Here is a 25,233-nt window from a genome sequence, read left to right on the forward strand (position 1 = left end):
CGGCGCACGCCCCGGCTTCCAGCGTCCTGGTGGCGCCCCGGCAGGTGCCCCCGGCTTCGGCCCGCCCCGTCCCGCCGGTGGCGGCGGCGCCGGTGGTCGCGGTCGCGGCCCTGGTGGCGGAACCGCTGGTGCGTTCGGCCGCGGTGGCGGCAAGAACAAAGCCCGCAAGTCGAAGCGCACGAAGAGGGCAGAGTTCGAGCTGCGCGAGGCTCCGTCGCTGGGTGGCGTGAGCGTACCCCGCGGCGACGGCGGAACCGTTGTACGGCTGCGCCGTGGTGCGTCCATCACGGACTTCGCCGACAAGATCGACGCGAGCCCCGGAAACCTGGTCACCGTGCTGTTCCACCTCGGTGAGATGGCCACGGCGACCGAGTCCCTCGATGAGGCCACGTTCGACGTGCTCGGTTCCGAGCTCGGCTACAAGATCCAGATGGTCTCGCCCGACGATGAGGACCGTGAGCTTCTGCTCGGCTTCGACATCGACATCGACCAGGAGCTGGAAGACGAGACCGACGAGGAACTCGTCGCCCGTCCTCCCGTCGTCACCGTCATGGGTCACGTCGACCACGGTAAGACCGCGCTCCTCGACGCCATCCGCAACGCCAAGGTTGCGGCGGGCGAAGCCGGCGGCATTACGCAGCACATCGGTGCCTACCAGGTCATCACCGAGCACGAGGGCATCGAACGCGCCATCACCTTCATCGACACGCCGGGCCACGAGGCGTTCACCGCCATGCGTGCCCGTGGTGCCCAGGTCACCGACATCGCGATCCTCGTGGTCGCGGCGGACGACGGGATCATGCCGCAGACGATTGAGGCGCTGAACCACGCCCAGGCCGCCAACGTGCCGATCGTGGTCGCAGTCAACAAGATCGATAAGCCCGGCGCTAACCCGCAGAAAGTGCGTCAGCAGCTCACCGAGTTCGGCCTCGTCGCCGAAGAATATGGTGGAGACGTCATGTTCGTCGACGTGTCGGCGAAGCAGGGCACCGGAATTCAGGAAATCCTGAACGCCGTGCTGCTCACCGCGGACGCTGGCCTCGACATGCGGGCCAACCCGGACAAGGACGCTCGCGGCGTGGCCATCGAGGCACGCCTCGACAAGGGCCGTGGCGCCGTGGCGACCGTGCTCATCCAGTCGGGAACCCTGCACGTCGGAGACTCCATCGTGGCGGGCACGGCCTACGGCCGTGTTCGGGCGATGGCAGACGAAAACGGCGTGCCCGTGCTCGCCGCCACTCCGTCCCGTGCAGTCCAGGTTCAGGGCCTCTCCAGCGTTCCTCGTGCAGGCGACACCTTCCTGGTCATCCAGGAAGACCGCACGGCACGTCAGATTGCCGAGAAGCGCGAAGCCGCCGAGCGGAACGCCCTGCTGGCCAAGGCCCGCAAGCGCATCAGCCTCGAAGACTTCACCCGTGCACTCGAAGAGGGCAAGGTCGAGTCTCTCAACCTCATCATCAAGGGTGACGTTTCCGGTGCTGTCGAAGCACTGGAAGAGTCGCTGCTCAAGATCGAGGTCGACGATTCGGTCCAGCTGCGCATCATCCACCGTGGTGTCGGTGCGGTCACGGAGAGCGACGTCAACCTCGCCACCGTCGACAACGCGATCATCATCGGCTTCAACGTGCGCCCCGACACGAAGGCACGCGAACGCGCAGCCCGTGAAGGCGTGGACGTGCGGTTCTACTCGGTCATCTACAACGCACTCGAGGACATCGAGAATTCCCTCAAGGGAATGCTCAAGCCCGAGTTCGAGGAGGTGCAGAGTGGTGTCGCCGAGATTCGCGAGGTGTTCAGCTCCTCCAAGTTCGGAAACGTCGCCGGTGTCATCGTTCGCTCGGGTGTCATCACGAGGAACGCCAAGGCGCGGGTCATCCGCAACGGCGTCGTCGTCGGAGACAACCTCGGCATCGAGTCGCTGCGTCGCTTCAAGGACGACGTCACCGAGGTCCGCACGGACTTCGAGTGTGGTATCGGCCTGGGCAAGTTCAACGACATCCAGATCGGTGACGAGATCGAGACGATCGAAATGAAGGAAAAGCCGCGGGTCTAACGACTTACGGATGTTGGGTGCGGGTTTCGCCGGGGTTCCTGAACAGGGACCCGGCGGGGCCCGTATCTTCGGTGAATTTTCGACAATAGGAGTGAGACAATGGCAGATCCGGCACGCGCCAGAAAAATGGCCGACCGCATCAAGGTCATCGTGGCCAAGCGCATTGAGCGCGGTCTCCGTGACCCGAGACTCGGTTTTGTGACCATCACCGACGTCAAGGTCACCGGTGACCTGCAGCACGCCTCGGTGTTCTACACGGTCTACGGTTCCGCGGAGGAACGGGCCGACAGCGCTGCGGCGCTGAAGGCGGCCACCGGGATGCTGCGCAGCGAGGTCGGCAAGAACATCACGGCACGCCTGACGCCGTCGCTCGAGTTCATCGCGGACGCCATCCCGGAGAATGCGGCCCTGATCGACGACCTTCTGCGTGAGGCGCGCGAGCGCGACACGCAGGTGGAGGAACAGGCTCGCACGGCGAAGTACGCCGGCGACGAGGATCCCTACGTCAAGCCGCGGGAATACGCCGACGCCGACGACGACGACGACGACGACGATGGCGATGACGACGAGGCTGAGCCCGCGGTGGGCCTGCACGCCGAGGTCGCCGCTGAGGCGGATTCAGAGAAGTAGCACGGCAGCGCGTTCCGGTCAGTGACCGGCCGGCCGGGCCAGGGACATCCATGAACGGATGCTCCCGGGCTCGGCCTTTCGTGTGCCTGGTGCCTATCCGTGCGGCAGGGTGTACGCGCCGGGCGCAGTGGAGACGGCGAGTCCGTCGGCCAGCAGGCCGGCCAGAGCCCGGTCGCGCTGGACTCCGTCCGGCCACAGACCGGTGATCTCGGCATCCGTCACCGGATGCCGGGTGGCGCGCAGCTCGGCCATGATCAGCCCGCGCACCTGGCGGTCGCTGCCCTCGAACTTCTTCTGTACGGCCTTGCGGGGGCCGGAATACGCCGGGTAGCCCGCCAGGCGCCAGGCGCAAACGCTCTGGATGGGGCAGTCGTCGCAGCGGGGACTCCTCGCGGTGCAGACCACGGCGCCCAGCTCCATCATGCCGGCGTTGAACACGGCGGCGTCGCTCACGGCGTGGGGGAGGAGCGCGCCCATGGCGTCGAGATCCCGGGTGCGGCTGGGCGGGGCCGGCTCGGCCTGGCCGGCCACGGCGCGGGCGATGACGCGGCGGGTGTTGGTGTCGACGACCGGATGCCGCAGGCCGTAGGCGAACGCGGCGACCGCCCTGGCCGTGTAGTCGCCGATCCCGCTGAGGGCAAGCAGGGCGTCGACGTCGGATGGCACCACCCCGTCGTGACGCTCGGTGATCTCCACCGCAGCGGCGTGCAGCCAGAGCGCGCGTCGCGGGTAGCCGAGCGTCGCCCAGGCGCGTACGGCCTCGCCCGGTGGCACGGCGGCCAGGTCGGCCGGGGTCGGCCAGCGCTCCAGCCACTCCGCCAGCCGGGGAATCACCCGGTTGACGGGAGTCTGCTGCAGCATGAACTCGCTCACCAGCACGCCCCAGGCACCGAAGCCGGTGCGGCGCCAGGGGAGGTCGCGGGCGTTGCCCCTGAACCAGGCGTTGATGGCCAGGCTGAGGGCTGGGGAGTCGGCGGCAGGCGGCAGCGGGAGTGTGGGATCCACCGTTCTAACCTAGGCTCGGATGATGAAGCTTGTCTCCACTGACCGGATTGAGTTCCTGCGCGAACTCGCCACCGAAATTCTCGGCGTCTACGGCCTGGGCCGCACGGTCCTCGCCGTCGACGGCACGGATGCCGAGACACGCGCCGCCTTTGCGGACGACCTGGCCGCCGTGTTCGAGGAGCGGGAGCATCCGGTGTTCCGGGCCTCGCTCCAGAACTTCCGGCATTCCCGCGCCGAGCAGGAGCGCTTCGGGCCGGAATCACCCGAGCGGCTGCTGCGCTATCTCTACGACTTCTCGCTGCTGCGGCGCGTGCTGCTCGACCCGTTCCGGCTGGGGGGCAGCACCGGTTTCGTCACCCGGGCGTTCGACGCCGCCCGGGACACCTGGATCGAACCGACCTGGCTGACCGGGCCTCCCGACGCCACGCTGATCATTGACGGGGAGTACCTGAACCGCAAGGAACTGCGCGATCTGTGGTCGTACAGCGTTCTGGTGGAGACCGAGGCGGATGCCGTGCGGTTCGGTGCCGGCGTTGCCGACGACGCCGACCTGGAGAACGAGCACACGGTCGCCGACCGGCTCTATCGCGGCCAGGTGCGCCCGCGCAGCCGGGCGACGGCCGTCGTCGACCTGAGCAACCCGCATGACCCCCGGCGGCTGTTCCTCGACAGCTGCTGATCCGGGGGTTTCGACCAGCGGACTGCCTGCGTCAGCGACGGAGCGCCGCAAATCGTTCGAGCACGTCGTAGGGGGCCAGCGGCACCCCGCGCACCTCGACCTCGTGCACGAGTGCGGTCAGTAACTGGTTCACGGGCGCCCGCACCCCGGCCAGGGCGGCCTCCCGCACCACGGCGCCGTTGAGGTAGTCAACTTCGGTGAGCTGGCCGCGCTTCAGGCTCTGCTGTGTCGAGCCGAGGTTCGGCACGTCGCCCATGCGGGCGCGCAGCCGCAGCGGCAGCACCTGGCCGAGGGCTGTCGGCAGTCGCGAAAAGGCGCGCAAGGGCCGGTCGCCAAGGCCCTGCAGGCTGCCGAACCGCACTCCGCGCGTGATCCCGACCCGCACGGTCTCGCGCATGCTCTCGGTCATCACGCGGCGCAGCCCGGGGTGGTCGACGACGGCCTGAACGCTCAGCCCGGTGATCGCGGGCAGGGCGTTGAGCATGTTGACGACCAGTTTGGTCCACTGGGCGCCGACGAAGTTGTCGAGGGCGAGCGTGGGCACGGCGTCGGCGAGAACGTCCCGCCAGGCGAGGGTGGCGGCATCCGCGACGCCGGTTCCGCGGCCGAGATAGGTGGGCGCGGCGGTGGTGATCGTGACCAGACCGGGAGCGGTGTAGTTCGCCGCGATGATCGACAGGGCGCCGAAGCAATCCGAGCGGGGGAGCAGCGCGCTCGCGGTGCGTACCCCGTCGAGGCCGTTCTGCACGACGATCACCGGGGAGCCGTCGAGAACCCGCGCGTTCTCGCCGACGGCAGCCGCCGCATCCTGAGCCTTGGTGCAGACCAGCGCCAGCTGCGGGGTCTCGACCAGGCGTTCGAGCGCAAACGGATGCTGCCGCGCGGCCCCGAAGGCGCCGGTCAGTGAAATCCCCTCGGCCCGGATCACCGCCAGCGCCGGCCCGCGCGCCGTCACCGTCACGGTGTGACCCGCCCGGGCGAGCAGGGTCGCGAAGGTGCCGCCGAGGGCTCCCGCTCCGATCACCGCAATCTTCATCTCCTCAGCCTAGGTCGCGCCCGGTGGGCCGGGCCTCGGCGGGCAGCCTCGCACTCGGCGCCGGATACCATGGCAAGAGTGAATGACAAAGCAGCCCAGGGCAAGGTCGGCGCCAGTATGAGCGGCCTTCTGCTGGTCGACAAGCCCCAGGGCTGGACCAGCCACGACGCCGTCGCCCGCACCCGCCGCCTGGCCGGCACCCGCAAGGTCGGCCACGCCGGCACGCTGGACCCGATGGCCACCGGCCTGCTGATCCTCGGCATCAACAGCTCCACCCGGCTGCTGACCTACGTCGTCGGCCTCGACAAGGAATACCGGGCGACGATTCGGTTGGGTGCCTCGACGACGACCGACGATGCCGAGGGCGAAGAGCTGGCGCGGGCATCCGTCGACGCCGTCGCCGCCATCACGCCGGAAGCCGTCGCGGCCGGCATCGACGCACTCACCGGCGATATCGCGCAGCAGCCGAGCTCGGTCAGCGCCATCAAGATCGACGGGAAGCGCGCCTACGCCAGGGTGCGGGCCGGCGAGGCGGTGGACCTGCCCGCCCGCCCGGTCACCGTGAGCGCTTTCGAGCTGCTCTCCACGAGCGTGGCCGACGGCTTCCTCGACCTCGACGTGCGGGTGGAGTGTTCCTCCGGCACCTACATCCGGGCGCTGGCCCGCGACCTCGGCGCCGCCCTCTCGGTCGGTGGCCACCTCACCAGCCTGCGTCGCACCCGGATCGGCCCGTTCGGGGTCGATAGGGCCCAGCCGCTCGCCGAACTCGACGTCGCGGCCGGCCTGATCGGCCCGACGGATGCCGCCACGCGCATCCTGGGACGCCTCGACCTCACCGAGCAGCAGGCCGTCGACCTCGCCCACGGCAAGCGCATCGCGGTGGACGCCGCATCCCGTGAGGCCGGCGCGGATGGCGCTCCTGGCGCCGCCGCACCGGTCGGCCCGATCGCGGCGGTGGCGCCGGACGGCCGTCTGGTCGGCCTGGTCGAGTACCGCGGCGACCACGCCAAGTCTCTGCTCAACTTCCCGCCCGATGAGGCATTCACGGCCCCGCCGACTGAAGCCCCACGGACCGAAGCCCCACGGACTGGAGCCCCGCCGACCGAAGCCCCACGGACTGGAGCCCCGCCGACCGAAGCCCCACGGGCTGAAGCCCCGCCGACCGAAGCCCCGGAGGCGACCGAATGATCGAGTGGTTCATGTGGCTCCAGCTGGGCGTGGCGACCCTCGCCGGCCTGCTCTGCATCGCCCTCGGTCTGGCCGGCCGCAAACCCAACGACCTCACCATGGGCGCCACCGCACTCGTAGAGTTGCTGCTGATCATGCAGCTCGTCGTTGCGATCGTCGCCCCGCTCACCGGCAACAACGCGACCGGCAGCCTGCTCGAGTTCTACACCTACCTGATCAGCGCCATCCTGGTGCCTGTGGCCGCCGCCGCCTGGGCGCTGATCGAGCGCAGCCGCTGGAGCACGGTCATCCTGGGTGTTGCCGGTCTCGGCGTCGCCGTGATGGTCTACCGCATGTGGCAGATCTGGACTGTCCAGGGCCTGTGAAGTCCCGGTTCCGTGAAAAACGGCTTCACGGATGCTGCGATAATCAGTGAGACATGACCGCACAGGAGAGCAACGCCGCAGGGACGACCGCCGGAACCACACGGCCGACCCCGGTGACCGGAATCGGACGGGTGCTGATCGCCGTCTACGGTCTACTCGCGCTGGCCGCCACGGGCCGGTCCTTCGTGCAGATCGTCTCCAAATTCGCTGAGGCCCCGCTGTCTTATTCGCTATCCGCGCTGGCTGCGGTCGTCTACATCGTCGCCACGGTGGCCCTGATCAGGAGTGGCGGCCGCTGGCGCCGCGTGGCCTGGATCACGATCGGCTTCGAGCTGGCCGGCGTGCTCGTGGTCGGCACCCTCAGCCTTCTCGACCCGGCCCTGTTTCCGCACGACTCGGTCTGGTCGCTGTACGGCCGCGGCTACCTCTTCATCCCGCTCGTGCTGCCGGTCCTGGGCATGTGGTGGCTGTCCCGCAGCGGCAAGGCGCGCGCGTGAAGGTGCTGCGCGGCGTCGCCGACATCCCCGCCGACTGGCCTGCCTCCGCGGTCAGCATCGGCAAGTTCGACGGTGTGCACGCGGGGCACCGCGCGGTCATCGCCGAGCTGCAGGCACTCGCCGACCAGGGCGGACTGGCCTCGGTGGTGGTGACCTTCGACCGGCATCCGCTCGCCGTGCTCGCCCCCCATGAGTGCCCCCAGACCCTGATCAGCACCGATCAGAAGCTCGCCCTGCTCGCCGAGACGGGCGCGCACGCCACCCTCCTGCTCGAGTTCACAGCGGCGCTGGCCGCCCTGTCGCCCGTGGAATTCATCGAGAGCATCCTGGTGCGCGGGCTGCACGCGCGCACCGTTCTGGTCGGCCGCGACTTCCGGTTCGGCGCCCGCGGCGCCGGTGACGTGCACCTCCTGCAGAAGCTGGGGGACCGGTTCGGGTTCACCGTGCGCCTGATCGACGACGTGAAACCAGACCGGATGCGCCGGGTCTCCTCCACCTGGATCCGCGAGCTGCTCACCCGCGGCGAGGTCGGCGCGGCCACCACTCTGCTCGGGCACAACCCCACGGTGCGCGGCGAGGTCGTGCACGGCGCGAAGCGGGGACGCGAGCTCGGCTTTCCCACGGCCAACCTGTCCCCGGCATCCGAGGGCCTCATCCCCGCGGACGGCGTCTACGCGGGCTGGCTGACGGATGCCGGCATCCGCTACCCGGCAGCCATCTCGGTGGGCAACAACCCCACCTTCGACGGCGTGGCGCAGAAGCAGGTCGAGGCCTACGTACTCGACCAGGACATCGACCTGTACGACCACGTGGTGGAGGTGTCGTTCGTTGAGCGCATCCGGGGCATGGTCGCCTTCACCGGAATCGACCCGCTGATCGTGCAGATGCACGATGACGTCTCGAAAGTCCGCGGCATCCTGGCCTGAGCAGCCGGCGCCGCCCCCAGCGCAACTGTCGCTCGTGCGGACAAATGTTGCCCGCACACCGGCAACATTTGTCCGATCAGGCAACAGTTCGGTGATCGCCGCGGGGAGCGGCGGGGAGCCGCGGGGAGCCGCGGGGAGCGGCGGGGAGCGGGAGGCTGGTGAGCGTCAGGCGACCAGCTCGGCGCGATGGATCAGGGCCGCGGCCCCGATCAGAGGGCCGTCGCCGGAGAGAGCGGATGCGACGACGCGCACCCGGGTCGCGAAGGAGAACACCGTGCGCTCGGCGACGGCCGCCCGCACGAAGTCGAACAGGTCGGGCGTGACGTGGGAAAACCCGCCGCCGATCGCCACCACGTCGAGGTCCACGAGGTTCGTCGCGGAGGCGATCGCCTGGCCGATTGCCCGGCCGGAGCGCTTCACCGCGTTGATCGCGATCGGGTCTCCGGCCGCGTACGCGGCCGAGAGATCCTCGCCGGTGAGTCCGGACCAGCCCTGCGCGCGCGCCCAGGCCACGGTGCGTGGTCCGGACGCTACGGCCTCGAGGCATCCGGTGCCGCCGCAGGCGCAGAGGTCGTCGAACCCGCCGACCTCGATGTGGCCGATGTGCCCGGCGTTGCCGCTGGAACCGGAGACGGTGGTTCCACCCAGGATCAGACCCCCGCCGACGCCCGTGGACACGACCATGCCCATCAGGCTGTCGGCACCCTGCCCGGCGCCGAGCCAGTGCTCGGCCAGGGTGATGCAGAGGCCGTCCAGGCGCAGCCGCACGGGGGCTTCGGGCACGAGCGCCGCAACTAAGTCCCGCAACGGGTAGTCCCGCCAGGCCGGCAGGTTCAGCGGCGAGACCTGGCCGGTTTCCACGGTGATCGGGCCGGCGGTGCCGATGCCCACCCCGAGGAGGGCGGCTCCGGCCGGCAGGCCCGCGCGCGCACGGATGAGCACGGATTCCACAGCGGCCGCGAGTTCCTCGGCGCTTTTCAGTGGGCCGGTGGGGGAGCGGTGCCGGCTGGCGGCGAGCACCACCCCCTGTTCGTCGACGAGGGCGGCTTCGACCTTGGTTCCGCCGAGATCGACGGCGAGAGCATAGCTTCGGTGCATGATCTGAGCCTAGGGCGTGCCGAGTTCATCTGTCGATGCTCCGACGCGCGGATGAGCAACATCAGCAACAGCTGTTGATCGGGGGAGACCGGCGACCTAGGCTGGACCCGAACGGAACGGAGCACCATGACGGACACCGACGAACTCTTGTCCATTCGCGCGGCTGAGCTCTACTACGAGGAGAACAAGACGCAGGACGAAATCGGTACCGTTCTCCGCCTGACCCGCTGGAAAGTGGGCCGGCTCCTCGCCCAGGCCAAGGCCAGCGGCTTCATCCGGATCGAGATCGTGCACCCGCGGGCCCGCCGCCTTTCCATCGAACGCCGCCTGCGTGAGACCACACAGCTGACGGATGCCATCGTCGTCTCCTCCGCCGGCGTCTCCGGTGACGAGGAACTCCAGTCCCGCACCGCCCAGGCCGCCGCCGACTACCTGACGGGCCTGCGGCCCGTGCCGCGCACGCTCGGCATCAGTTGGGGCCGCACCCTGCACGAGGTGTCGCTGCACCTGGCGAAGGGCTGGGCCAACGGTGTCAACGTCGTGCAGATCAACGGCGGCGTCAGCCTCAATCGCCGCGCCGGCACCGCGGCGGCCACGGCCGTCACCATCGCCCACAAGGCCTCGGGGGCGGCGACCCTGCTGCCGAGCCCCGCCATTCTCGAGCGCCTCGAGACCAAGAGCGCGATCGAAGCCGATCGATCCGTCGCCGCCGTGCTGCACCTCGGCGCCGCGGCATCCGCCTACCTGTTCAGCGCCGGCCAGGCCGACCAGAACTCGGCTCTCGTCGACAGCGGCTACCTCACCGTGGACCAGGTCGCCGAACTCGTGCGCAAGGGCGCCGTCGGCGACATCGTCGGCCGCTACATCGACAGCAACGGCAATATCGTCGACCCCGAACTCGACGGCCGCACCGTCGGCATCCAGCTCGAAGCGCTGCGCCACGCGAAGACGGCCATTGCCGTGATCGCCGGCAGCTCCAAACACTCCATCGCCCGCGCCGTCGTCGGCAGCGGCCTGTGCACCGTACTCGTCACCGACGAGGACACCGCACTCGCCATCCTCGCCGACGACGCGTGACCGCACTCCGACCTCACCCCGACCGCACTCCGACCGCACTCCGACCGCACTCCGACCGCGAGGACACTTCATGACAACCAGTGACACGGCCATGGCCCAGCTGAGCACCGGGGAACGCGCCCTGGCACTCATCGGCGGAGAAGCCACGGATGCGAACCTGCGGCGCTACCTGCACGGCATCCCCGGCGTCGACGCCGTCGGCCTGGAACAGCGTGCCGCCGACCTCGGCACCCGTTCGGTCAAGACCAGCTCGAAGAAGTGGGCGATCGACAAGATCATCAGCCTGATCGACCTGACCACCCTCGAGGGCGCCGACACCCCCGGCAAGGTGAGGTCCCTGGTCGGCAAGGCAGTCACGCCCGACGCCGGCGACCTGAGCTGCCCCCGGGTGGCCGCGGTCTGCGTCTACGGCGATATGGTTCCGCACGCGGTCGCCGCCCTCGGTTCCGCGCACTCCGCGGGCACGGATGCCGGCGTGAACGTCGCCGCCGTCGCCACCGCCTTCCCGAGTGGGCGTGCGTCCCTCGCCGTCAAGCTGGCGGACGTGCACGACGCCGTCGCGGCCGGCGCCGACGAGATCGACATGGTCATCGACCGCGGGGCGTTCCTGTCCGGCCGGTTCGGTCAGGTCTACGACGAGATCGTGGCGGTCAAGCAGAGCTGCCGCCGTCCCGACGGCGGCTCTGCGCACCTCAAGGTGATCCTCGAGACCGGGGAACTGAACACCTACGACAACGTGCGTCGTGCGTCGTGGCTCGCGATCCTGGCCGGCGGCGACTTCATCAAGACCTCCACCGGCAAGGTGCCCGTCGCGGCCACCCTGCCCGTGACCCTCTCCATGCTCGAGGTCGTGCGCGACTGGTACCGCCTCACCGGGGCGAGGGTCGGTGTGAAGCCGGCCGGCGGCATCCGCACATCCAAAGACGCCACCAAGTACATCGTGACCGTCGCCGAAACCGTGGGCGAGGAATGGCTCACGCCGGGCCTGTTCCGGTTCGGGGCGTCGAGCCTGCTGAACGACGTGCTGATGCAGCGTCAGAAGATGACCTCCGGGCACTATTCCGGCCCCGACTACGTGACGATGGATTGAGGATTACACCATGAGCTTCCTTGACTACGCTCCGGCCCCGGAGTCGCAGGCCCTCCTGAACCTGCGTGCGGATTACGGACTGTTCATCGACGGCCAGTTCGTCGCCGGTCGCGGTGAGCCGTTCCAGAGCATCAACCCGGCCACCGAGAAACAGATCGCGATGATCGCCCACGCTGACGCGGCGGATGTCGACGCGGCCGTGTCCGCCGCCCGTCGCGCCTACGACAAGACCTGGTCGAAGCTCTCCGGCAGCGATCGCGGCAAGTACCTGTTCCGCATCGCCCGCCTCGTGCAGGAGCGGGCCCGTGAGCTCGCCGTGGCCGAGACCCTCGACAACGGCAAGCCGATCAAAGAGAGCCGCGACGTCGACGTGCCTCTGGTCGCCGCCTGGTTCTTCTACTACGCCGGCTGGGCCGACAAGCTCGACCACGCCGGGGTCGGCCCCACGCCGTCCGCGCGGGGCGTCGCCGCCCAGGTAATCCCGTGGAACTTCCCGCTGCTGATGCTGGCCTGGAAGATCGCGCCGGCCCTCGCCGCCGGCAACACGGTCGTGCTCAAGCCGGCCGAGACCACCTCGCTGACCGCGCTCCTTTTCGCCGAGATCCTGCAGCAGGCCGACCTGCCGGCCGGCGTCGTCAACATCGTCACCGGCGGCCGCGACACCGGGAAGGCCCTCGTCGGCCACCCCGGCGTCAACCTGGTCGCGTTCACCGGCTCCACCGGAGCCGGTCGGGCCATTGCCCGCTCGGTGGCCGGCACCGACAAGAAGGTCATCCTCGAGCTCGGCGGCAAGGCCGCGAACATCGTCTTCGACGACGCGCCCATCGACCAGGCCATCGAGGGCATCGTCAACGGCATCTTCTTCAATCAGGGTCACGTCTGCTGCGCCGGCAGCCGCCTTCTCGTGCAGGAGTCGATCCACGACGACGTGATCGAGCGTCTCAAGGCGCGCCTGTCCACCCTGCGCCTCGGGGACCCGATGGACAAGAACACCGACATCGGCGCCATCAACAGCGCGGAGCAGCTGGCGCGCATCCGGGAACTCACCGACATCGGCGAGCAGGAAGGCGCCGAGCGCTGGAGTCCGGACTGCGTGCTGCCCGAGACCGGCTTCTGGTTCAAGCCGACCATCTTCACCAATGTCTCCACCAGTCACCGCATCGCCCGCGACGAGGTCTTCGGTCCGGTGCTCTCCGTGCTCACCTTCCGCACCCCGGCCGAGGCCGTCGCCAAGGCCAACAACACCCCCTACGGCCTATCCGCCGGCATCTGGACCGAGAAGGGCAGCCGGATGCTGGCCGTCGCCGACAAGCTGCGCGCCGGCGTGATCTGGGCGAACACGTTCAACCGTTTCGACCCGGCCAGCCCCTTCGGCGGGTACAAGGAGTCCGGCTACGGCCGCGAGGGCGGCCGCCACGGCCTCGCCGCGTACCTCAAGCCCGCCGCCGGCCGAGCGGCCGCGCGCACCGTGACGGCCGCGCCCGCGGCATCCGTCGCACCGGCTGTCGCTTCGCCGGCTGAGAAGACCCCCGTTTCAAGAAAGAAGGCAGCCAAGTGACCCGCCTCGCCGTTCCCAAGACCTACAAGCTCTACCTCGGCGGCAAGTTCCCGCGGAGCGAGTCGGGCCGGGTCTACGAGATCCGCTCCCACGACGGGGAATTCCTCGCCAACGCCGCCAAGGCCAGCCGTAAGGATGCTCGTGACGCCGTCGTCGCAGCCCGCTCGGCCCTCGGCGGCTGGGCCGGCGCCACGGCCTACAACCGCGGCCAGGTGCTCTACCGCATCGCGGAGCTGCTCGAGGGGCGCCGGGCGCAGTTCGTGGCCGAAATCGTGCAGTCGGAGGGCGTGACGCCCGCCGCCGCGTCCGCCCAGGTCGACGAGTCGATCGATCGCTGGGTCTGGTACGCCGGCTGGGCCGACAAGTACCTGCAGGTGGCCGGCAACGCCAACCCGGTGTCGGGGCCGTACTTCAACCTCTCGGTGCCGGAGCCCACCGGTGTCGTCGCGATCATCGCGCCGCAGACCGGGGGATCCCTGCTCGGTCTGGTCAGCGCGATCGCCCCCGCGTTGGTGCCCGGCAACACCGTGGTCGTCGTCGCGAACGAGGCCATGCCGCTCTCGGCGATCAGCCTGGGCGAAGTGCTTGCCACCAGCGACGTTCCTGGAGGCGTGGTCAACATCCTCACCGGATCGCCGGCCGAGATGGCACCGTGGCTGGCCAGTCACGCCGACGTCAACGCCCTCGACCTGGTCGGCGCCGGCGACCTGGACTGGATCCACCTTGAGATCGACGCGGCCGAGACGCTCACCCGGGTGCTGCAGCCCGAGAACGGTCCGGATGCCGCGAGCCCCTCTTTGGCCCGCATCCTGGCGTTCACCGAGACGAAGACGATCTGGCACACGAAGGGCCTGATCTAACGAATTCGACGGAGATTATGGCCGACACGGCCGAAAAAGTGCTTTTCCGGCCTCACAACCGGAAAATCTCCGTCGAATTCGTCAGGGCCCGACTGCCTACCCGATGCGATCGTGAGCTAGACCTCGTGCGGCCGCTCCGTGTCGTCGTCGCGGAGCAGATCTTCCAGGGCCTGGTCCACCTCGTCCAGCACCGGCTCGGCCCCGGCCGCCGAGCTGGTCAGGCGGGCCACGAGGGCCTGCGGGTCGTCGAGGTCCGCTGACGAGGGCAGAAGGTCCGGGTGTGCCCACAGTTCGTCGCGCTTCTCGTTGCCGACGGCATCCGCCACGGCCTGCCACAGGGCGGCGGCCTCGCGCAGCCGCCGGGGCCGCAGTTCGAGCCCGACCAGGGTGGCGAACGCCGACTCGGCAGGGCCACCGGATGCCCGGCGCCGCTTCACCGTCTCGGCGATCGCGTCCGCGCGGGGCAGCCGACTCGTGGCCTCGAGCGTGACGACATCGACCCAGCCCTCGATCAGGGCCAGCATCGTCTCGAGTCGGGAGAGCGCGGCCAGCTGGGCCTCGCTCTTCGGCGGGATCAGTGAGCCGTCGACCATGGCCGCACGCAGTTCCTCCGGATTCGCCGGGTCGAAGCCGTCCGCGAGCTGCTCGAGGCGGCTGGAGTCGATGTGGATGCCACGGGCGAAGTCCGTGATCGAACTGATCAGGTGCAGGCGCAGCCACCGGGAGTGGCGGAACAGGCGAGCGTGGGCGATCTCGCGCACGGCGAGGTAGATCTGCACCTGGTCGGCGGGCACGTCGAGACCCTCGCCGAACGCGGCCACGTTCTGAGGGAGCAGGGCGGCCTGCTGGTCGCTGAGCAGAGGGATGCCGACGTCGCCGCCGGAGACGACCTCGCTGGACAGCTGGCCCACGACTTGGCCGAGCTGCATGGCGAACAGGGTGCCGCCGATGCTGCGCATCACCTGGCCGGCACCGGCCATCATGCCCTTGAGCTCCTCAGGGGCCTGGTCGGTAAGTACCCGGGTCAGGGAATCGGAGATGCTGGTCGCCACGGGCTCGGCGAGCTGGGTCCAGAGCGGCATGGTCGCGGTGACCCATTCCTTGCGGGTCATCAGGCGCGGCGGAGTGGTGAGCTCCGCGACCGAGATCACTTCGTCCAGCCAGAGGGAGGCGATGTGGAACGCCTGGTCGAGGGCGGCACGTTCGGCCGGGGTCACATCGAGCTGACCCTGGGCCGCACGTTCCTGGCCCTGGCTGAGAGCGGCATCCCAATTGATGGAGCCGTCGCCGCTGCCGCGCAGGGCTCCCTGCAACTGGTTCATCAGCGCGGAGATGCTCGCGGGGTCGCTCGGGAGGCCCGCCGCCCCGGCCAGCTGGCTCGGGTCGATGGACGACTTCCCACTCAGGATGTCGCGCAGCATGTCCCGAAACTCATCTTCGGGATTGTGACCCTCGTCGGGTCGGGAGTCGTCGTCGGCCACTTCAGGCACCTCTCAGTCGCGTTCTCCTACGCTAGCCCGAGATCCCCGGAGCGAACTGGGAAATGACCTACGCTGGTAAACCGGTGTCCGCCTGCCGCGAACAGCCGGCACAATCCCTGGAAGGAGACCGGTGGCCCTCTTCACCGATCACCCAGTACCGCCGTCCGGCCGATCCACTCGCGCCGTCGGGGCAGGCTGGGTGGTGCTCGGGATCGCCATGGTCATCGGCCTCATCCTCGCCGTGACGCCGTCGCCGTATGTGATCGAGAAGCCGGGCCCGGTCTACAACACCATCGGCACGGCCGAACAGGACGGCGAGCGAGTGCAGCTCATCTCCGTGTCGGGCGAACCCGTCTACCCGACCGAGGGCAGCCTCGACCTGCTGACCGTCTCGCTCGTGGGCAATCCCGACAACCGGCCGAGCTGGCTCAGCGTCGCCGCCGCCTGGCTCGACCCGAACCAGGCTGTGATCCCGCTCGAGTCGGCGTTCCCGCCCGACGTGAGCACGAAGCAGCGCGAGGAGCAGACCCAGGCGCAGATGGTGAATTCGCAGCAGGATGCCATCGCCGCCGCTCTGACCAGTCTTGGCTATGACTACCCGACGATCCTCTCGGTCGTCTCCCTGCCCGACGACTCGCCCGCCGAGGGAGCCATCGCCGCCGGCGACCAGGTGGTCTCGGTGAACGGCCAAGAGGTCGCCGACATCACGGCCCTGCGCGAGGCGTTGACGCGGAACGGGGTCGACGACGCCGCATCCATCGGAATCATCCGGGACGGCGCCGGAGAGACCGTCGAGGTAACCCCGGTCGAGGCAGGTGAGGCCGTCGTGGTGGGAATCAACGTGACGAGCGACTACGACTTCCCCTTCGAGGTCACGATCGAGCTCGATTCTGTCGGCGGGCCCAGTGCGGGCATGATGTTCGCGCTCGGCATCATCGACACGCTCACCCCTGGGTTCATTCAGGGCGGTGAGGATGTCGCGGGCACCGGCACGATCAACCAGGCTGGCGAGGTGGGACCGATCGGCGGCATCCGGCAGAAGCTGATCGGTGCCGATCAGAATGACGTCGACTGGTTCCTCGCGCCCGCAGACAACTGCGACGAGGTCACCGGGCATGTGCCGGACGGGATGACGGTCTTCTCCGTCGAAACCCTCGACGACGCACTGGCCGCGCTCGACGCCGTCCGCATCGGTTCGGACACCGACGCCCTGGAGCAGTGCCCACTCGGATAACCCCGAGCCACTCCCCAGCGAACGTGCGGCATTCGTTCGGGACGGTTGTCTAGAATGAAGCTTGACCGCCGATTTCGAGATCAAGAGGCCAATTCGTGACGTCACAACAACCCCGTAGCGCGCCCGCGCCACAGCGCAGCCGTGCTCCCCTTGCCATTACGGCAGCGATCATCGCGGGGTTGGTGATCATCTTCTTCGTATTCGCGGGACTCTATGCCGACGTGCTCTGGTTCGACCAGCTCGGCTTCCTCAGCGTGCTGACCACGCAGTGGTTCGCCGGTGCCACACTCTTCCTGATCGGATTCGTCGCCATGGCGGTCCCGGTCTGGGTGAGCATCCAGATCGCCTACCGGTCGCGGCCGGTCTACGCAAAGCTCAATTCGCAGCTCGACCGCTACCAGCAGGTCATCGAGCCGCTGCGCCGCCTCGCCATGTACGGCATCCCCGCGCTGCTCGGCCTGTTCGCCGGCGTCGCCGCGGCGACGCGCTGGCAGGTCGTCCTGATGTGGCTCAACCGCACGGATACCGGCCGAGTCGACCCCCAGTTCAAGCTGGACGTCTCGTTCTACCTGTTCGATCTCCCCTTCTTCCACTCCGTGCTCGGCTTCGCATCGGCCGTCGTGCTCATCTCGGCTCTGGTCGCCGCGGCCACGAGCTACCTGTACGGTTCGATCCGGGTGAGCGGGCGCGAGGTCATCGTCTCCAAGGCCGCCCGCATCCAGATCGCCGTGACGGCCGCGCTCTACCTGATGCTCCAGGCTGTGAGCATCTGGCTCGACCAGTACTCCACCCTGACCAACACCAACGACTTGATCACCGGCGCCGGCTACACCGACGTGAACGCCACGATCCCGGGCCGGGCCATCCTGGCCGGTATCGCTGCCCTCGTCGCCATCCTCTTCCTCCTCACGGCCGTCATCGGCCGTTGGCGTCTGCCCATCGTGGGCACCGCGCTGCTGATCGTGAGCAGCCTCCTGCTCGGCTCGCTGTACCCGTGGGTCGTGCAGCGGTTCCAGGTGGTCCCGAGCGCCAAGACGCTCGAGGAACCCTATATTCAACGCAACATCGACCTCACCCGCGACGCCTACGACGTGGCTGACGTGGAAGAGATTCCTTACAACGCGAGCACGACGGCCGAGCCCGGCGCCCTGCGCGCCGACGCGGAGACCACCGCGAACATCCGCATCCTCGACCCTGCCCTGGTCAGTGACGCCTTCTCCCAGCTCGAGCAGTTCAAGCAGTACTACCAGTTCCCGCAGAACCTCGACGTCGACCGATACACGATCGACGGAAAGTCCCAGGACACCGTGGTCACCGTGCGCGACCTGCAGCTGTCCGGCCTGAACGCCGGTAACACCTGGGTCAACTCGACCGTGGTCTACACCCACGGGTACGGCGTCGTGGCGGCCTACGGCAACCAGCGCTCGGCCGCCGGCCAGCCCGTGTTCCTCGAGTCGGGCATCCCGAGCACCGGGTCGCTGCCCGACTACGAGCCGCGGATCTACTTCGGCGAGACCAGCGCGCCGTACTCCATCGTGGGTGCGCCCGAGGGCAGCAAGCCGGTCGAGCTCGACTACCCGTCGGGAACGGATGGCGCGCAGCAGACTTACACGACCTTCACCGGCGACGGCGGGCCTAAGCTCGACAACGCGTTCAACAAGTTGATCTACGCGCTCAAGTTCCAGTCGGAGCAGATCTTCCTGGCCAACGCCGTCAACGAGAAGTCGCAGATCCTGTACGATCGCGACCCGGTCACCCGGGTGCAGAAGGTTGCCCCGTACCTCACCCTCGACTCGGACGCCTACCCGTCGATCGTCGATGGCAAGGTCAAGTGGATCGTGGACGGGTACACCACCTCGGCCACCTACCCGTACTCCACCTCAGTGGGGCTGAGCGACGCGATCGCCGACACGGAAACGCCCCCGCAGCCGTTCGCACTCGACAACATCAACTACATGCGCAACTCGGTCAAGGCTACGGTCGACGCCTATGACGGCGAAGTCACCCTCTACGCCTGGGACGAAGAGGATCCGCTGCTCAAGACTTGGCAGAAGATCTTCCCGTCAACGCTCAAGCCGATGACCGAGATGAGTGGCGACCTGATGAGCCACGTGCGCTACCCGGCCGACATGTTCAAGGTGCAGCGCAGGGTTCTGGGCAAGTACCATGTCACCGACCCGGGTTCCTTCTACTCGGTCGACGACGCCTGGACCACGCCGAACGACCCGGTGTCGCCGTCGACGAACACGACCCTGCAGCCGCCGTACTACCTGACCATGCAGGTCCCGGGCCAGGAGAAGCCGGCCTTCTCGCTCTACTCGACCTTCATTCCGGATGCGAGCGGCGCGACCAGCCGAAACGTGCTGACCGGCTACCTGGCGGTAGACGCGGATGCCGGTTCGACCGACGGGAAGCGGTCGGAAGGCTACGGCAAGCTGCGCCTGCTCAACCTGCCGAAGGATGTGACGGTGCCCGGCCCCGGCCAGGTGCAGGCCAAGTTCAACGCCGACCCGACCGTTTCGCAGCAGTTGAACCTGCTGAAGCAGGGCCAGTCCAAGGTCCTCAACGGCAACTTGCTCACCGTGCCTGTCGGTGGCGGTCTGCTCTACGTGCAGCCGGTCTACGTGCAGTCGACGGGTGAGACCAGCTACCCGCTGCTGCAGAAGGTGCTCGTCGCCTTCGGAGACCAGATCGCATTCGAGGACACGCTGGACAAGGCCCTAGACGTGCTCTTCGGCGGCGACTCCGGTGCCAGCGCCGGCGACACCGATGTGCCGCCGACCGAAACGCCCGTGGAGGGGGAGACCCCGGCCGAGGGCGACACCACCCCGTCGAGCTCGACCGGTGACCCGGCGACGGATGCCCGGATTCAGTCACTCCTCGCGGAGGCCAAGTTGGCTGTGACCGAGAAGCAGGCCGCGCTGACGACCGGAGACTTCACCGCCTACGGAGCAGCCGATAAGAAGCTGAACGATGCGGTCGCCGAGTTGCTGGTGCTGCTCGACCAGTAGCGCACGCGCGCCGCTTCATCCGCTGCGCGGGTGCTGCGCCGCTCCGACGGAGGCACGCCTCCCGCGGAGCGGCGCAGCACCCGCGTTTTGCATATCGCGGCCCGGTCGGGGCGGTGTGTGGTCGGACCGCCCCGGGGGCTGTGGTAAATTTGTGCTTGCAACGCGGGGTGGAGCAGTTCGGTAGCTCGCTGGGCTCATAACCCAGAGGTCGTAGGTTCAAATCCTGCCCCCGCAACCAANTCGCTGGGCTCATAACCCAGAGGTCGTAGGTTCAAATCCTGCCCCCGCAACCAAAGCAAGAAGATGGACCGGCTCAGCAGAAATGCTGCACCGGTCCTTTCTCTTTTTCGGTCGTCGTTGAGACCTTCGGCACGACGGGAAGAACCCAATTCGGCTACCCGATCTGGATCGTCTTGGCGACGCTCGGCACCCCGTTGGCGTCCATAGCGAATAAACGACAGTAACCGGGGACCACGACACCCGGATCAGACGGAATCGCGGTCCTGCCGTTGGCCCCGCCGAAGGTCGTAGTGGAATACGAGGACCAGGTCAGCAGTTTGTTGCCGGGCAGAAGGGCCGCCACCGCGGGAACCAGCGGGAAACCGATCGTCGCACCCCAGGTTCCCTTCGACCCCGTGGGGTCGGAGCGGGCGGCGGCGCTGAGAGGGATCAACCGATCACGTTCAGTTCCGCCATTGAGGTCCACTGTCCGCGGTTGCCGGCCTCGGTCGTCGCGATCAGGCGAATGTATCGCGCCTGGACAGCCGGGAACGTGACGGCCTTCGCCTGGCTGGTGTCAGCCCAGGTTCCACTGGCGAGCGGTACGCTCCAGGTCGTGCCACCGGAGCTCACGGCGATGGCGTACTGGCCGATGGTGCCGTTCCGGGACGTGCCGGACCTTGGGGCGTAGGTGAAACCGGAGACCTCGTTGGTCGACCGCATGTCAAGAATTATGCTGTGCGGCAACGGGACCAAGGTGGGGGAGTTCTGGGAATGCCAGATCATGGTGAGGCTGCCGTCGAGCACGTTCGCGGCGCTGCCGTCTTCGCGGGTCGTCTCCTGGTCGCTGGCCGCTACGGTCCAGCCGGTCCGGGTGAGCGCGGCGGGCGCTGGTGCGGGTGGTGGCGGCTGGGGGGGTGCCTGTTTCCGCGACGAGGTTGAGCTCGGCGGCGCCGGTCCAGGGGCCGCGGTTTCCTGCTTCCGTGATCGCGGTCAGTCGCACGAAACGTGTCGCCACCAGGGTGAATCCCGACGTCTTTTCCAACGAGTTGTCGGCCCAGGTTCCCGTTGCGACTGCGGCTCCCCGGTTCGCGCCATCCGAGCTGGCATGGATCTCAAAACGGCCGATTCGCCCATTTGAGACACGGTCCACCCTGTTCGCGGCAGCGGAGTGGCCGAGGGTCCGGCTGGAGCCAGAGCCGTCTTGACATGCAACTCTGAGTGCTCGCCGGCTGGGGCGCCGACGGAATCATGACCGGACTGCGAGGTCAGGTGGATGGGCCGGTATAGCCGGTAAACAGGAGTGGGCCAGCGAGCGTCACAGCGACAAGACCGGCAACAATCGGGTTTCGGCGCATACGGAATACCTCGCTGGGTACTGGGGGATGGTGCGGGCACTGATGATAAAACCCCAGATCCAAATTGAACGGAAGGAGTGGCTGTAGGGAGATTTCCGTTTATGGCCGGGCGGTGATCGCGGGCGACCTGTCCAACGGACTTCGAGGGCCGCGGCGGCTCCGACCTCGAAGAACCCGATGTCGCCCAGGGCTGCCGTCTCCAGGCTGTTGGCCAGCAGTCCACGGATCACTCCGTCCGACGATCGGAAGCGGCTTCTGGTTTGTCCGACATCGTAGCCACCCTTCGTCAGGAAGCGTCCGAGGAAACCGGGAGTACCGCGGACCTCGATTCAGTAGGGGATCCACCTGGTCCGAGGCTGTGGTAAGTTTGTTCTTGCAACGCGGGGTGGAGCAGTTCGGTAGCTCGCTGGGCTCATAACCCAGAGGTCGTAGGTTCAAATCCTGCCCCCGCAACTATCAGCCCTCGGGACCACATGGTTCCGGGGGCTTTTTTGGCTTTTATCGTCCAGTAAGTTCGAAATGCACCAGGTCACCGGCGGACACCCGCCGGGTCAGGCCTTCGTACGACAGTCGGAAAGCGAACAGACATGAAGCTCAAGATCAGCCTGCTGGCCGTTTTCGGGGTCGCGTCCCTGGCACTGTCAGGGTGCACGGCCACGGAATCGGGTGCCGACACCGCGGCGGCGGGGGAGAAGGTGACGATCGCCGTGGTCACCCACGGCACCGCGGGTGACTCCTTCTGGGACGTCGTCAAGAGCGGCGCCGAGCAGGCGGGCACCGACCTCGGTGCCACGGTCACCTACCAGGGCGATGGCGACCCGGTCAAGCAGAGCCAGCTGATCGAGGCGGCCATCGCTGCCCAGCCCGACGGTCTCATCGTCTCTATGGCCAACCCGGACGGCGTCAAGAGCGCCGTCGAGAAAGCTGTTGCCGCCGGCATCCCGGTGATCACTATCAACTCGGGCCTGGAGAAGTCCCTCGAGTTCGGCGCGCAGACGCACGTCGGTCAGAGTGAGTTCATCGCGGGCCAGGGGGCCGGCGAACAGCTGGCCGCCGCGAACGTGACCAATGTCATCTGCATCATCCACGAGGCCGGCAACTCCGGACTCGAGGAGCGGTGCAAGGGTACCGCCGACACGGTCGGCGCGACCGTCAGCAACGTTCAGGTCGACGTCGCCAACCTCGCGGATGCCCAGAACACCATCAAGAGCAAACTCCTTGCCGACCCGTCCATCGATGCCGTTCTCACCCTGCAGACCGGGGTGGCCGTGGCCGCGAGCCAGGCCATCGACGAGGCGAAGAGTCCGGCAGCGCTGGCCACGTTCGACGTGTCCGCCGACGTCACCCGGCTCATCCAGGGCGGCAAGATGCTGTTCGCGGTCGACCAGCAGTCCTATTCCCAGGGATACCTGCCCGTGACCTTCCTCACCCTGCAGAAACGCAACGGCGACGTCGTCGGCGGCGGACTGCCGGTCTATTCCGGGCCGGGCTTCGTGACGAAGGAGAACGCGGCCCAGGTCGCGAAGTTCGCGGAGAACGGCACGAGATGACCGTCGCTGTGGGCGCGGGGATCGATGAACGGAAGAAGCGGGCGCATCCGCTGCTCACCCTGGTGCGCCGACCTGAGATCGGCGCGCTCGTCGCAGCCTTGGCCATCTTCCTGTTCTTCTCGGTGTCCACGCAGGCGTTCCTGACGCCCGCGGGCATCTCCACCTGGCTCTACTCAGCTTCCCTGTTCGGCATCATGGCCGTGGCCGTCGCCCTGTTGATGATCGGCGGGGAGTTCGACCTCTCGGCCGGGGCGATGACGGGCACGACGGGGCTCATCGTCGGCGTGGTCACCACCCAGTGGGGCCTGAATATCTGGCTCGCGCTCGTGCTGGCCCTCGCGGTGGCGCTCTCGATCGGTGCCGGAAACGCCTGGGTTGTCATGAAGACGGGACTGCCCAGTTTCATCGTGACCCTGGCGACCTTCTTCATCCTGCAGGGCTGCAACCTGGCCCTGACCAAGCTCATCACGGGCAGTGTCGCCATCCAGGGCATGGGTGCGGTATCCGGGTTCGACCAGGTCAAGGTCTTCTTCGGCTCCTCGTTCCCCCTGCTGGGCATGGACGTCAAGATCTCGATCGTCTGGTGGATAGCGCTGACCGCTCTGGCCACCTGGGTTCTGCTGCGCACTCGGCCCGGCAACTGGATCTTCGCCGTCGGCGGCCAGGTCACGAGCTCCCGGCAGGTCGGCGTGCCCGTGTTCAAGGTGAAGCTCGGGCTGTTCATGACGACGGCCGGTGCCGGCTGGCTCGTGGGTATGCTGCAGCTTTTCGACGTGTCCACGGTGCAGGCCACGACCGGGGTCGGCCAGGAATTCATCTACATCATCTGTGCAGTCGTGGGCGGATGCCTGCTCACCGGCGGCTACGGATCAGCGATCGGAGCCGCCCTCGGCGCCCTGATCTATGGGATGACCCTGCAGGGCATTGTGTTCGCCCAGTGGGACAACAACTGGCTCAAGGCTTTCCTCGGCGGGATGCTGCTGCTCGCCGTTCTGGTCAACCTCCTCGTTCGCCGCCAGCCCGGGGTGCGCGCATGACGCCGGGGTCGATCCGGCCGGAGCCCATCCTCCCGGCGGCGATCCGTCCGGAGCCCCTCCTCGAGGTGCAGGGTGTCGGCAAGACCTATGGATCGGTGCGGGCGTTGGCGGGCGTGTCGGCATCCGTCGGCGCCGGGGAAGTGCTCTGCGTGCTGGGCGACAACGGTGCAGGCAAATCGACGTTCATCAAAATCCTCTCCGGAACCCACCAGCATTCGGAGGGTACCCTCCTCGCCTTCGGGGTTGAGCGCCGGTTTGCACATCCGCGGGAGGCGCTCGACCTCGGCATCGCCGCCGTCTACCAGGACCTGGCCGTGGTGCCGCTGATGCCGGTGTGGCGCAATTTCTTCCTCGGTTCCGAGGTGACCCGAGGTCGAGGCCCTCTGCGGAGACTCGATGTGGCCAGCATGCGGGCCACCACGAAACACGAGCTGGGCCGGATGGGCATCGACCTGCGCGACGTGGACCGGCCGATCGGAACGCTCTCCGGCGGCGAACGGCAATCCGTCGCCATCGCGCGAGCCGTGTATTTCGGGGCGAAGGTCGTCATCCTCGACGAGCCCACGTCGGCGCTCGGCGTCAAACAGGCAGGGGTTGTGCTTTCCTATATCGCCCGGGCCAGGGACCGGGGGCTCGGGGTGGTCTTCATCACGCACAATCCGCACCACGCCTACCCCGTCGGCGACCGGTTCCTGCTGCTTCAGCGTGGCACGAGCATGGGCGACTTCGCCAAGAATGAGATCACGATCGAAGAGATGACCGCGCTGATGGCCGGCGGTGCCGAACTCGAGGCGCTGGCCCACGAATTGGAGCGACCGTAGGCACGTCGCGCCCGCCCGCCCTCCCGAACGCCCGCCCGCCCTCCCGAACGCCCGCCCGCCCGAACGAATTCGACGGAGATTTTGCCCGTGGCGGCCTAGATTCGGCTACATACGTCCAGTCTTCGCAGAATCTCCGTCGAATTGGTTCGGCACCGGACCTCGTTGCCCGACGTGTGACAGTGTGTGGCGGATGAGCGCCGCGCTGTCGGCAGGTCCCGCTGGGCGAGTGTCGCTCATTTTTTTGTTCGAGAAAACTGACGCAAGTAGCTGTGCAGTGTAGATAGTTTGTTCTATTTGAGCTAGACTCATCTTGTGACCAACATCCAGGAACACCCCGCAGCGGATGCCGTACCCGGCTCGTCCGCGGCGGCGTGGGCGGTCGCTGAGCTGCAGGCTCTCGCGGCGGGGCTCGCGGGGTCGCTGCGGTGTTCGGTGGTGGGCGGCTTCGATGACGATGGCT

21 protein-coding genes, 2 tRNA genes and 1 pseudogene are annotated in these 25,233 nt (G+C 67.9%); 18 read left to right on the forward strand and 6 right to left on the reverse strand.

Annotated elements, in window-relative coordinates; genetic code table 11:
- Both infB and rbfA read left to right on the forward strand, forming a co-directional pair.
- A partial coding sequence (infB, locus tag E3O67_RS11615) for a translation initiation factor IF-2 (RefSeq protein WP_135102762.1) occupies positions 1–2,053 on the forward strand: 2,053 nt, incomplete at its 5' end.
- Positions 2,054–2,152: 99 nt separating this feature from the next.
- Positions 2,153–2,683, forward strand: a complete 531-nt coding sequence (gene rbfA, locus E3O67_RS11620) for a 30S ribosome-binding factor RbfA (protein ID WP_135102763.1) — start codon at positions 2,153–2,155, stop codon at positions 2,681–2,683.
- A gap of 93 nt (positions 2,684–2,776) precedes the next feature.
- On the opposite strand, the gene E3O67_RS11625 is transcribed toward rbfA, so the two are convergent.
- Positions 2,777–3,631, reverse strand: coding sequence for an A/G-specific adenine glycosylase (locus E3O67_RS11625; protein ID WP_241979137.1), 855 nt, complete (start codon positions 3,629–3,631; stop codon positions 2,777–2,779).
- Between the two features lie 76 nt (positions 3,632–3,707).
- On the opposite strand from E3O67_RS11625, the gene E3O67_RS11630 reads away from it, so the two are divergent.
- The gene (locus tag E3O67_RS11630) at positions 3,708–4,367 is read left to right on the forward strand and encodes a uridine kinase (protein WP_166786899.1); all 660 of its coding nucleotides are present in this window, start codon (positions 3,708–3,710) and stop codon (positions 4,365–4,367) included.
- 31 nt (positions 4,368–4,398) lie between these two features.
- On the opposite strand, the gene E3O67_RS11635 is transcribed toward E3O67_RS11630, so the two are convergent.
- Entirely contained in the window at positions 4,399–5,403 is a 1,005-nt protein-coding gene (locus tag E3O67_RS11635; RefSeq protein WP_134427566.1) for a ketopantoate reductase family protein, read from the reverse strand.
- A gap of 69 nt (positions 5,404–5,472) precedes the next feature.
- On the opposite strand from E3O67_RS11635, the gene truB reads away from it, so the two are divergent.
- The 4 genes from truB to E3O67_RS11655 are packed head-to-tail and all read left to right on the forward strand — an operon-like array spanning position 5,473 to position 8,379.
- Positions 5,473–6,591 carry a tRNA pseudouridine(55) synthase TruB gene (gene truB / locus E3O67_RS11640; RefSeq protein ID WP_174776829.1) on the forward strand — a complete coding sequence of 373 codons (1,119 nt, stop codon included), beginning with the start codon at positions 5,473–5,475 and terminating at the stop codon, positions 6,589–6,591.
- Positions 6,588–6,956: a hypothetical protein gene (locus tag E3O67_RS11645; protein ID WP_135102764.1), complete on the forward strand. Its 369-nt coding sequence runs from the start codon at positions 6,588–6,590 to the stop codon at positions 6,954–6,956. Before truB ends, E3O67_RS11645 begins: the two co-directional genes overlap by 4 nt.
- Positions 6,957–7,009: 53 nt before the next feature.
- Positions 7,010–7,453 (forward strand): hypothetical protein, encoded by a 444-nt coding sequence (locus E3O67_RS11650; protein ID WP_134427560.1) that lies wholly within the window; start codon positions 7,010–7,012, stop codon positions 7,451–7,453.
- Positions 7,450–8,379, forward strand: coding sequence for a bifunctional riboflavin kinase/FAD synthetase (locus tag E3O67_RS11655; RefSeq protein ID WP_135102765.1), 930 nt, complete (start codon positions 7,450–7,452; stop codon positions 8,377–8,379). The genes E3O67_RS11650 and E3O67_RS11655 overlap by 4 nt, the downstream gene beginning before the upstream one ends.
- Before the next feature lie 165 nt (positions 8,380–8,544).
- Here E3O67_RS11655 and E3O67_RS11660 read toward each other — a convergent pair whose 3' ends face one another.
- The gene (locus E3O67_RS11660) at positions 8,545–9,477 is read right to left on the reverse strand and encodes an ROK family protein (RefSeq protein ID WP_135102766.1); all 933 of its coding nucleotides are present in this window, start codon (positions 9,475–9,477) and stop codon (positions 8,545–8,547) included.
- A gap of 126 nt (positions 9,478–9,603) precedes the next feature.
- Here E3O67_RS11660 and E3O67_RS11665 point away from each other — a divergent pair, with 126 nt between their 5' ends.
- From E3O67_RS11665 to E3O67_RS11680, 4 genes are all read left to right on the forward strand, one after another.
- Positions 9,604–10,554, forward strand: coding sequence for a sugar-binding transcriptional regulator (locus tag E3O67_RS11665; RefSeq protein ID WP_134427551.1), 951 nt, complete (start codon positions 9,604–9,606; stop codon positions 10,552–10,554).
- Positions 10,555–10,624: 70 nt separating this feature from the next.
- On the forward strand, positions 10,625–11,644 hold the full coding sequence (deoC, locus tag E3O67_RS11670) for a deoxyribose-phosphate aldolase (RefSeq protein ID WP_135102767.1): 1,020 nt from the start codon (positions 10,625–10,627) through the stop codon (positions 11,642–11,644).
- A gap of 10 nt (positions 11,645–11,654) precedes the next feature.
- Positions 11,655–13,202: an aldehyde dehydrogenase family protein gene (locus E3O67_RS11675; RefSeq protein ID WP_134427545.1), complete on the forward strand. Its 1,548-nt coding sequence runs from the start codon at positions 11,655–11,657 to the stop codon at positions 13,200–13,202.
- Complete coding sequence (locus tag E3O67_RS11680) at positions 13,199–14,062, forward strand: aldehyde dehydrogenase family protein (protein WP_134427542.1); 864 nt, start codon at positions 13,199–13,201, stop codon at positions 14,060–14,062. Before E3O67_RS11675 ends, E3O67_RS11680 begins: the two co-directional genes overlap by 4 nt.
- Before the next feature lie 116 nt (positions 14,063–14,178).
- Here the strand turns inward: E3O67_RS11680 and E3O67_RS11685 are convergent, their stop codons facing one another.
- Positions 14,179–15,543 carry a zinc-dependent metalloprotease gene (locus E3O67_RS11685; RefSeq protein WP_370260453.1) on the reverse strand — a complete coding sequence of 455 codons (1,365 nt, stop codon included), beginning with the start codon at positions 15,541–15,543 and terminating at the stop codon, positions 14,179–14,181.
- A gap of 130 nt (positions 15,544–15,673) precedes the next feature.
- On the opposite strand from E3O67_RS11685, the gene E3O67_RS11690 reads away from it, so the two are divergent.
- From E3O67_RS11690 to E3O67_RS11700, 3 genes are all read left to right on the forward strand, one after another.
- Positions 15,674–16,777, forward strand: a complete 1,104-nt coding sequence (locus tag E3O67_RS11690; protein ID WP_241979128.1) for a PDZ domain-containing protein — start codon at positions 15,674–15,676, stop codon at positions 16,775–16,777.
- A gap of 95 nt (positions 16,778–16,872) precedes the next feature.
- Positions 16,873–19,788 carry a UPF0182 family protein gene (locus tag E3O67_RS11695; RefSeq protein ID WP_241982144.1) on the forward strand — a complete coding sequence of 972 codons (2,916 nt, stop codon included), beginning with the start codon at positions 16,873–16,875 and terminating at the stop codon, positions 19,786–19,788.
- 161 nt (positions 19,789–19,949) lie between these two features.
- Positions 19,950–20,026: transfer RNA gene (locus E3O67_RS11700), tRNA-Met, on the forward strand.
- A gap of 156 nt (positions 20,027–20,182) precedes the next feature.
- Here E3O67_RS11700 and E3O67_RS11705 read toward each other — a convergent pair.
- Positions 20,183–20,461, reverse strand: a complete 279-nt coding sequence (locus E3O67_RS11705) for a galactose oxidase-like domain-containing protein (RefSeq protein WP_198418977.1) — start codon at positions 20,459–20,461, stop codon at positions 20,183–20,185.
- Positions 20,458–20,850 (reverse strand): annotated as a pseudogene (locus E3O67_RS11710) (discoidin domain-containing protein); the annotation flags it as partial. The pseudogene E3O67_RS11710 and the gene E3O67_RS11705, both read right to left, overlap by 4 nt.
- A gap of 894 nt (positions 20,851–21,744) precedes the next feature.
- Between E3O67_RS11710 and E3O67_RS11720 the strand changes: the two are divergent.
- From E3O67_RS11720 to E3O67_RS11735, 4 genes are all read left to right on the forward strand, one after another.
- Positions 21,745–21,818, forward strand: a tRNA-Met gene (locus E3O67_RS11720).
- 134 nt (positions 21,819–21,952) lie between these two features.
- Positions 21,953–22,915 carry a sugar ABC transporter substrate-binding protein gene (locus E3O67_RS11725; RefSeq protein ID WP_135102770.1) on the forward strand — a complete coding sequence of 321 codons (963 nt, stop codon included), beginning with the start codon at positions 21,953–21,955 and terminating at the stop codon, positions 22,913–22,915.
- Positions 22,912–23,952, forward strand: coding sequence for an ABC transporter permease (locus E3O67_RS17160; RefSeq protein ID WP_135102771.1), 1,041 nt, complete (start codon positions 22,912–22,914; stop codon positions 23,950–23,952). The genes E3O67_RS11725 and E3O67_RS17160 overlap by 4 nt, the downstream gene beginning before the upstream one ends.
- Positions 23,949–24,773, forward strand: a complete 825-nt coding sequence (locus E3O67_RS11735; protein ID WP_135102772.1) for an ATP-binding cassette domain-containing protein — start codon at positions 23,949–23,951, stop codon at positions 24,771–24,773. The genes E3O67_RS17160 and E3O67_RS11735 overlap by 4 nt, the downstream gene beginning before the upstream one ends.
- Positions 24,774–25,233: the final 460 nt, after the last annotated feature.

The organism is Cryobacterium sp. TMT3-29-2 (assembly GCF_004564305.1).
GTDB lineage: Bacteria > Actinomycetota > Actinomycetes > Actinomycetales > Microbacteriaceae > Cryobacterium > Cryobacterium sinapicolor.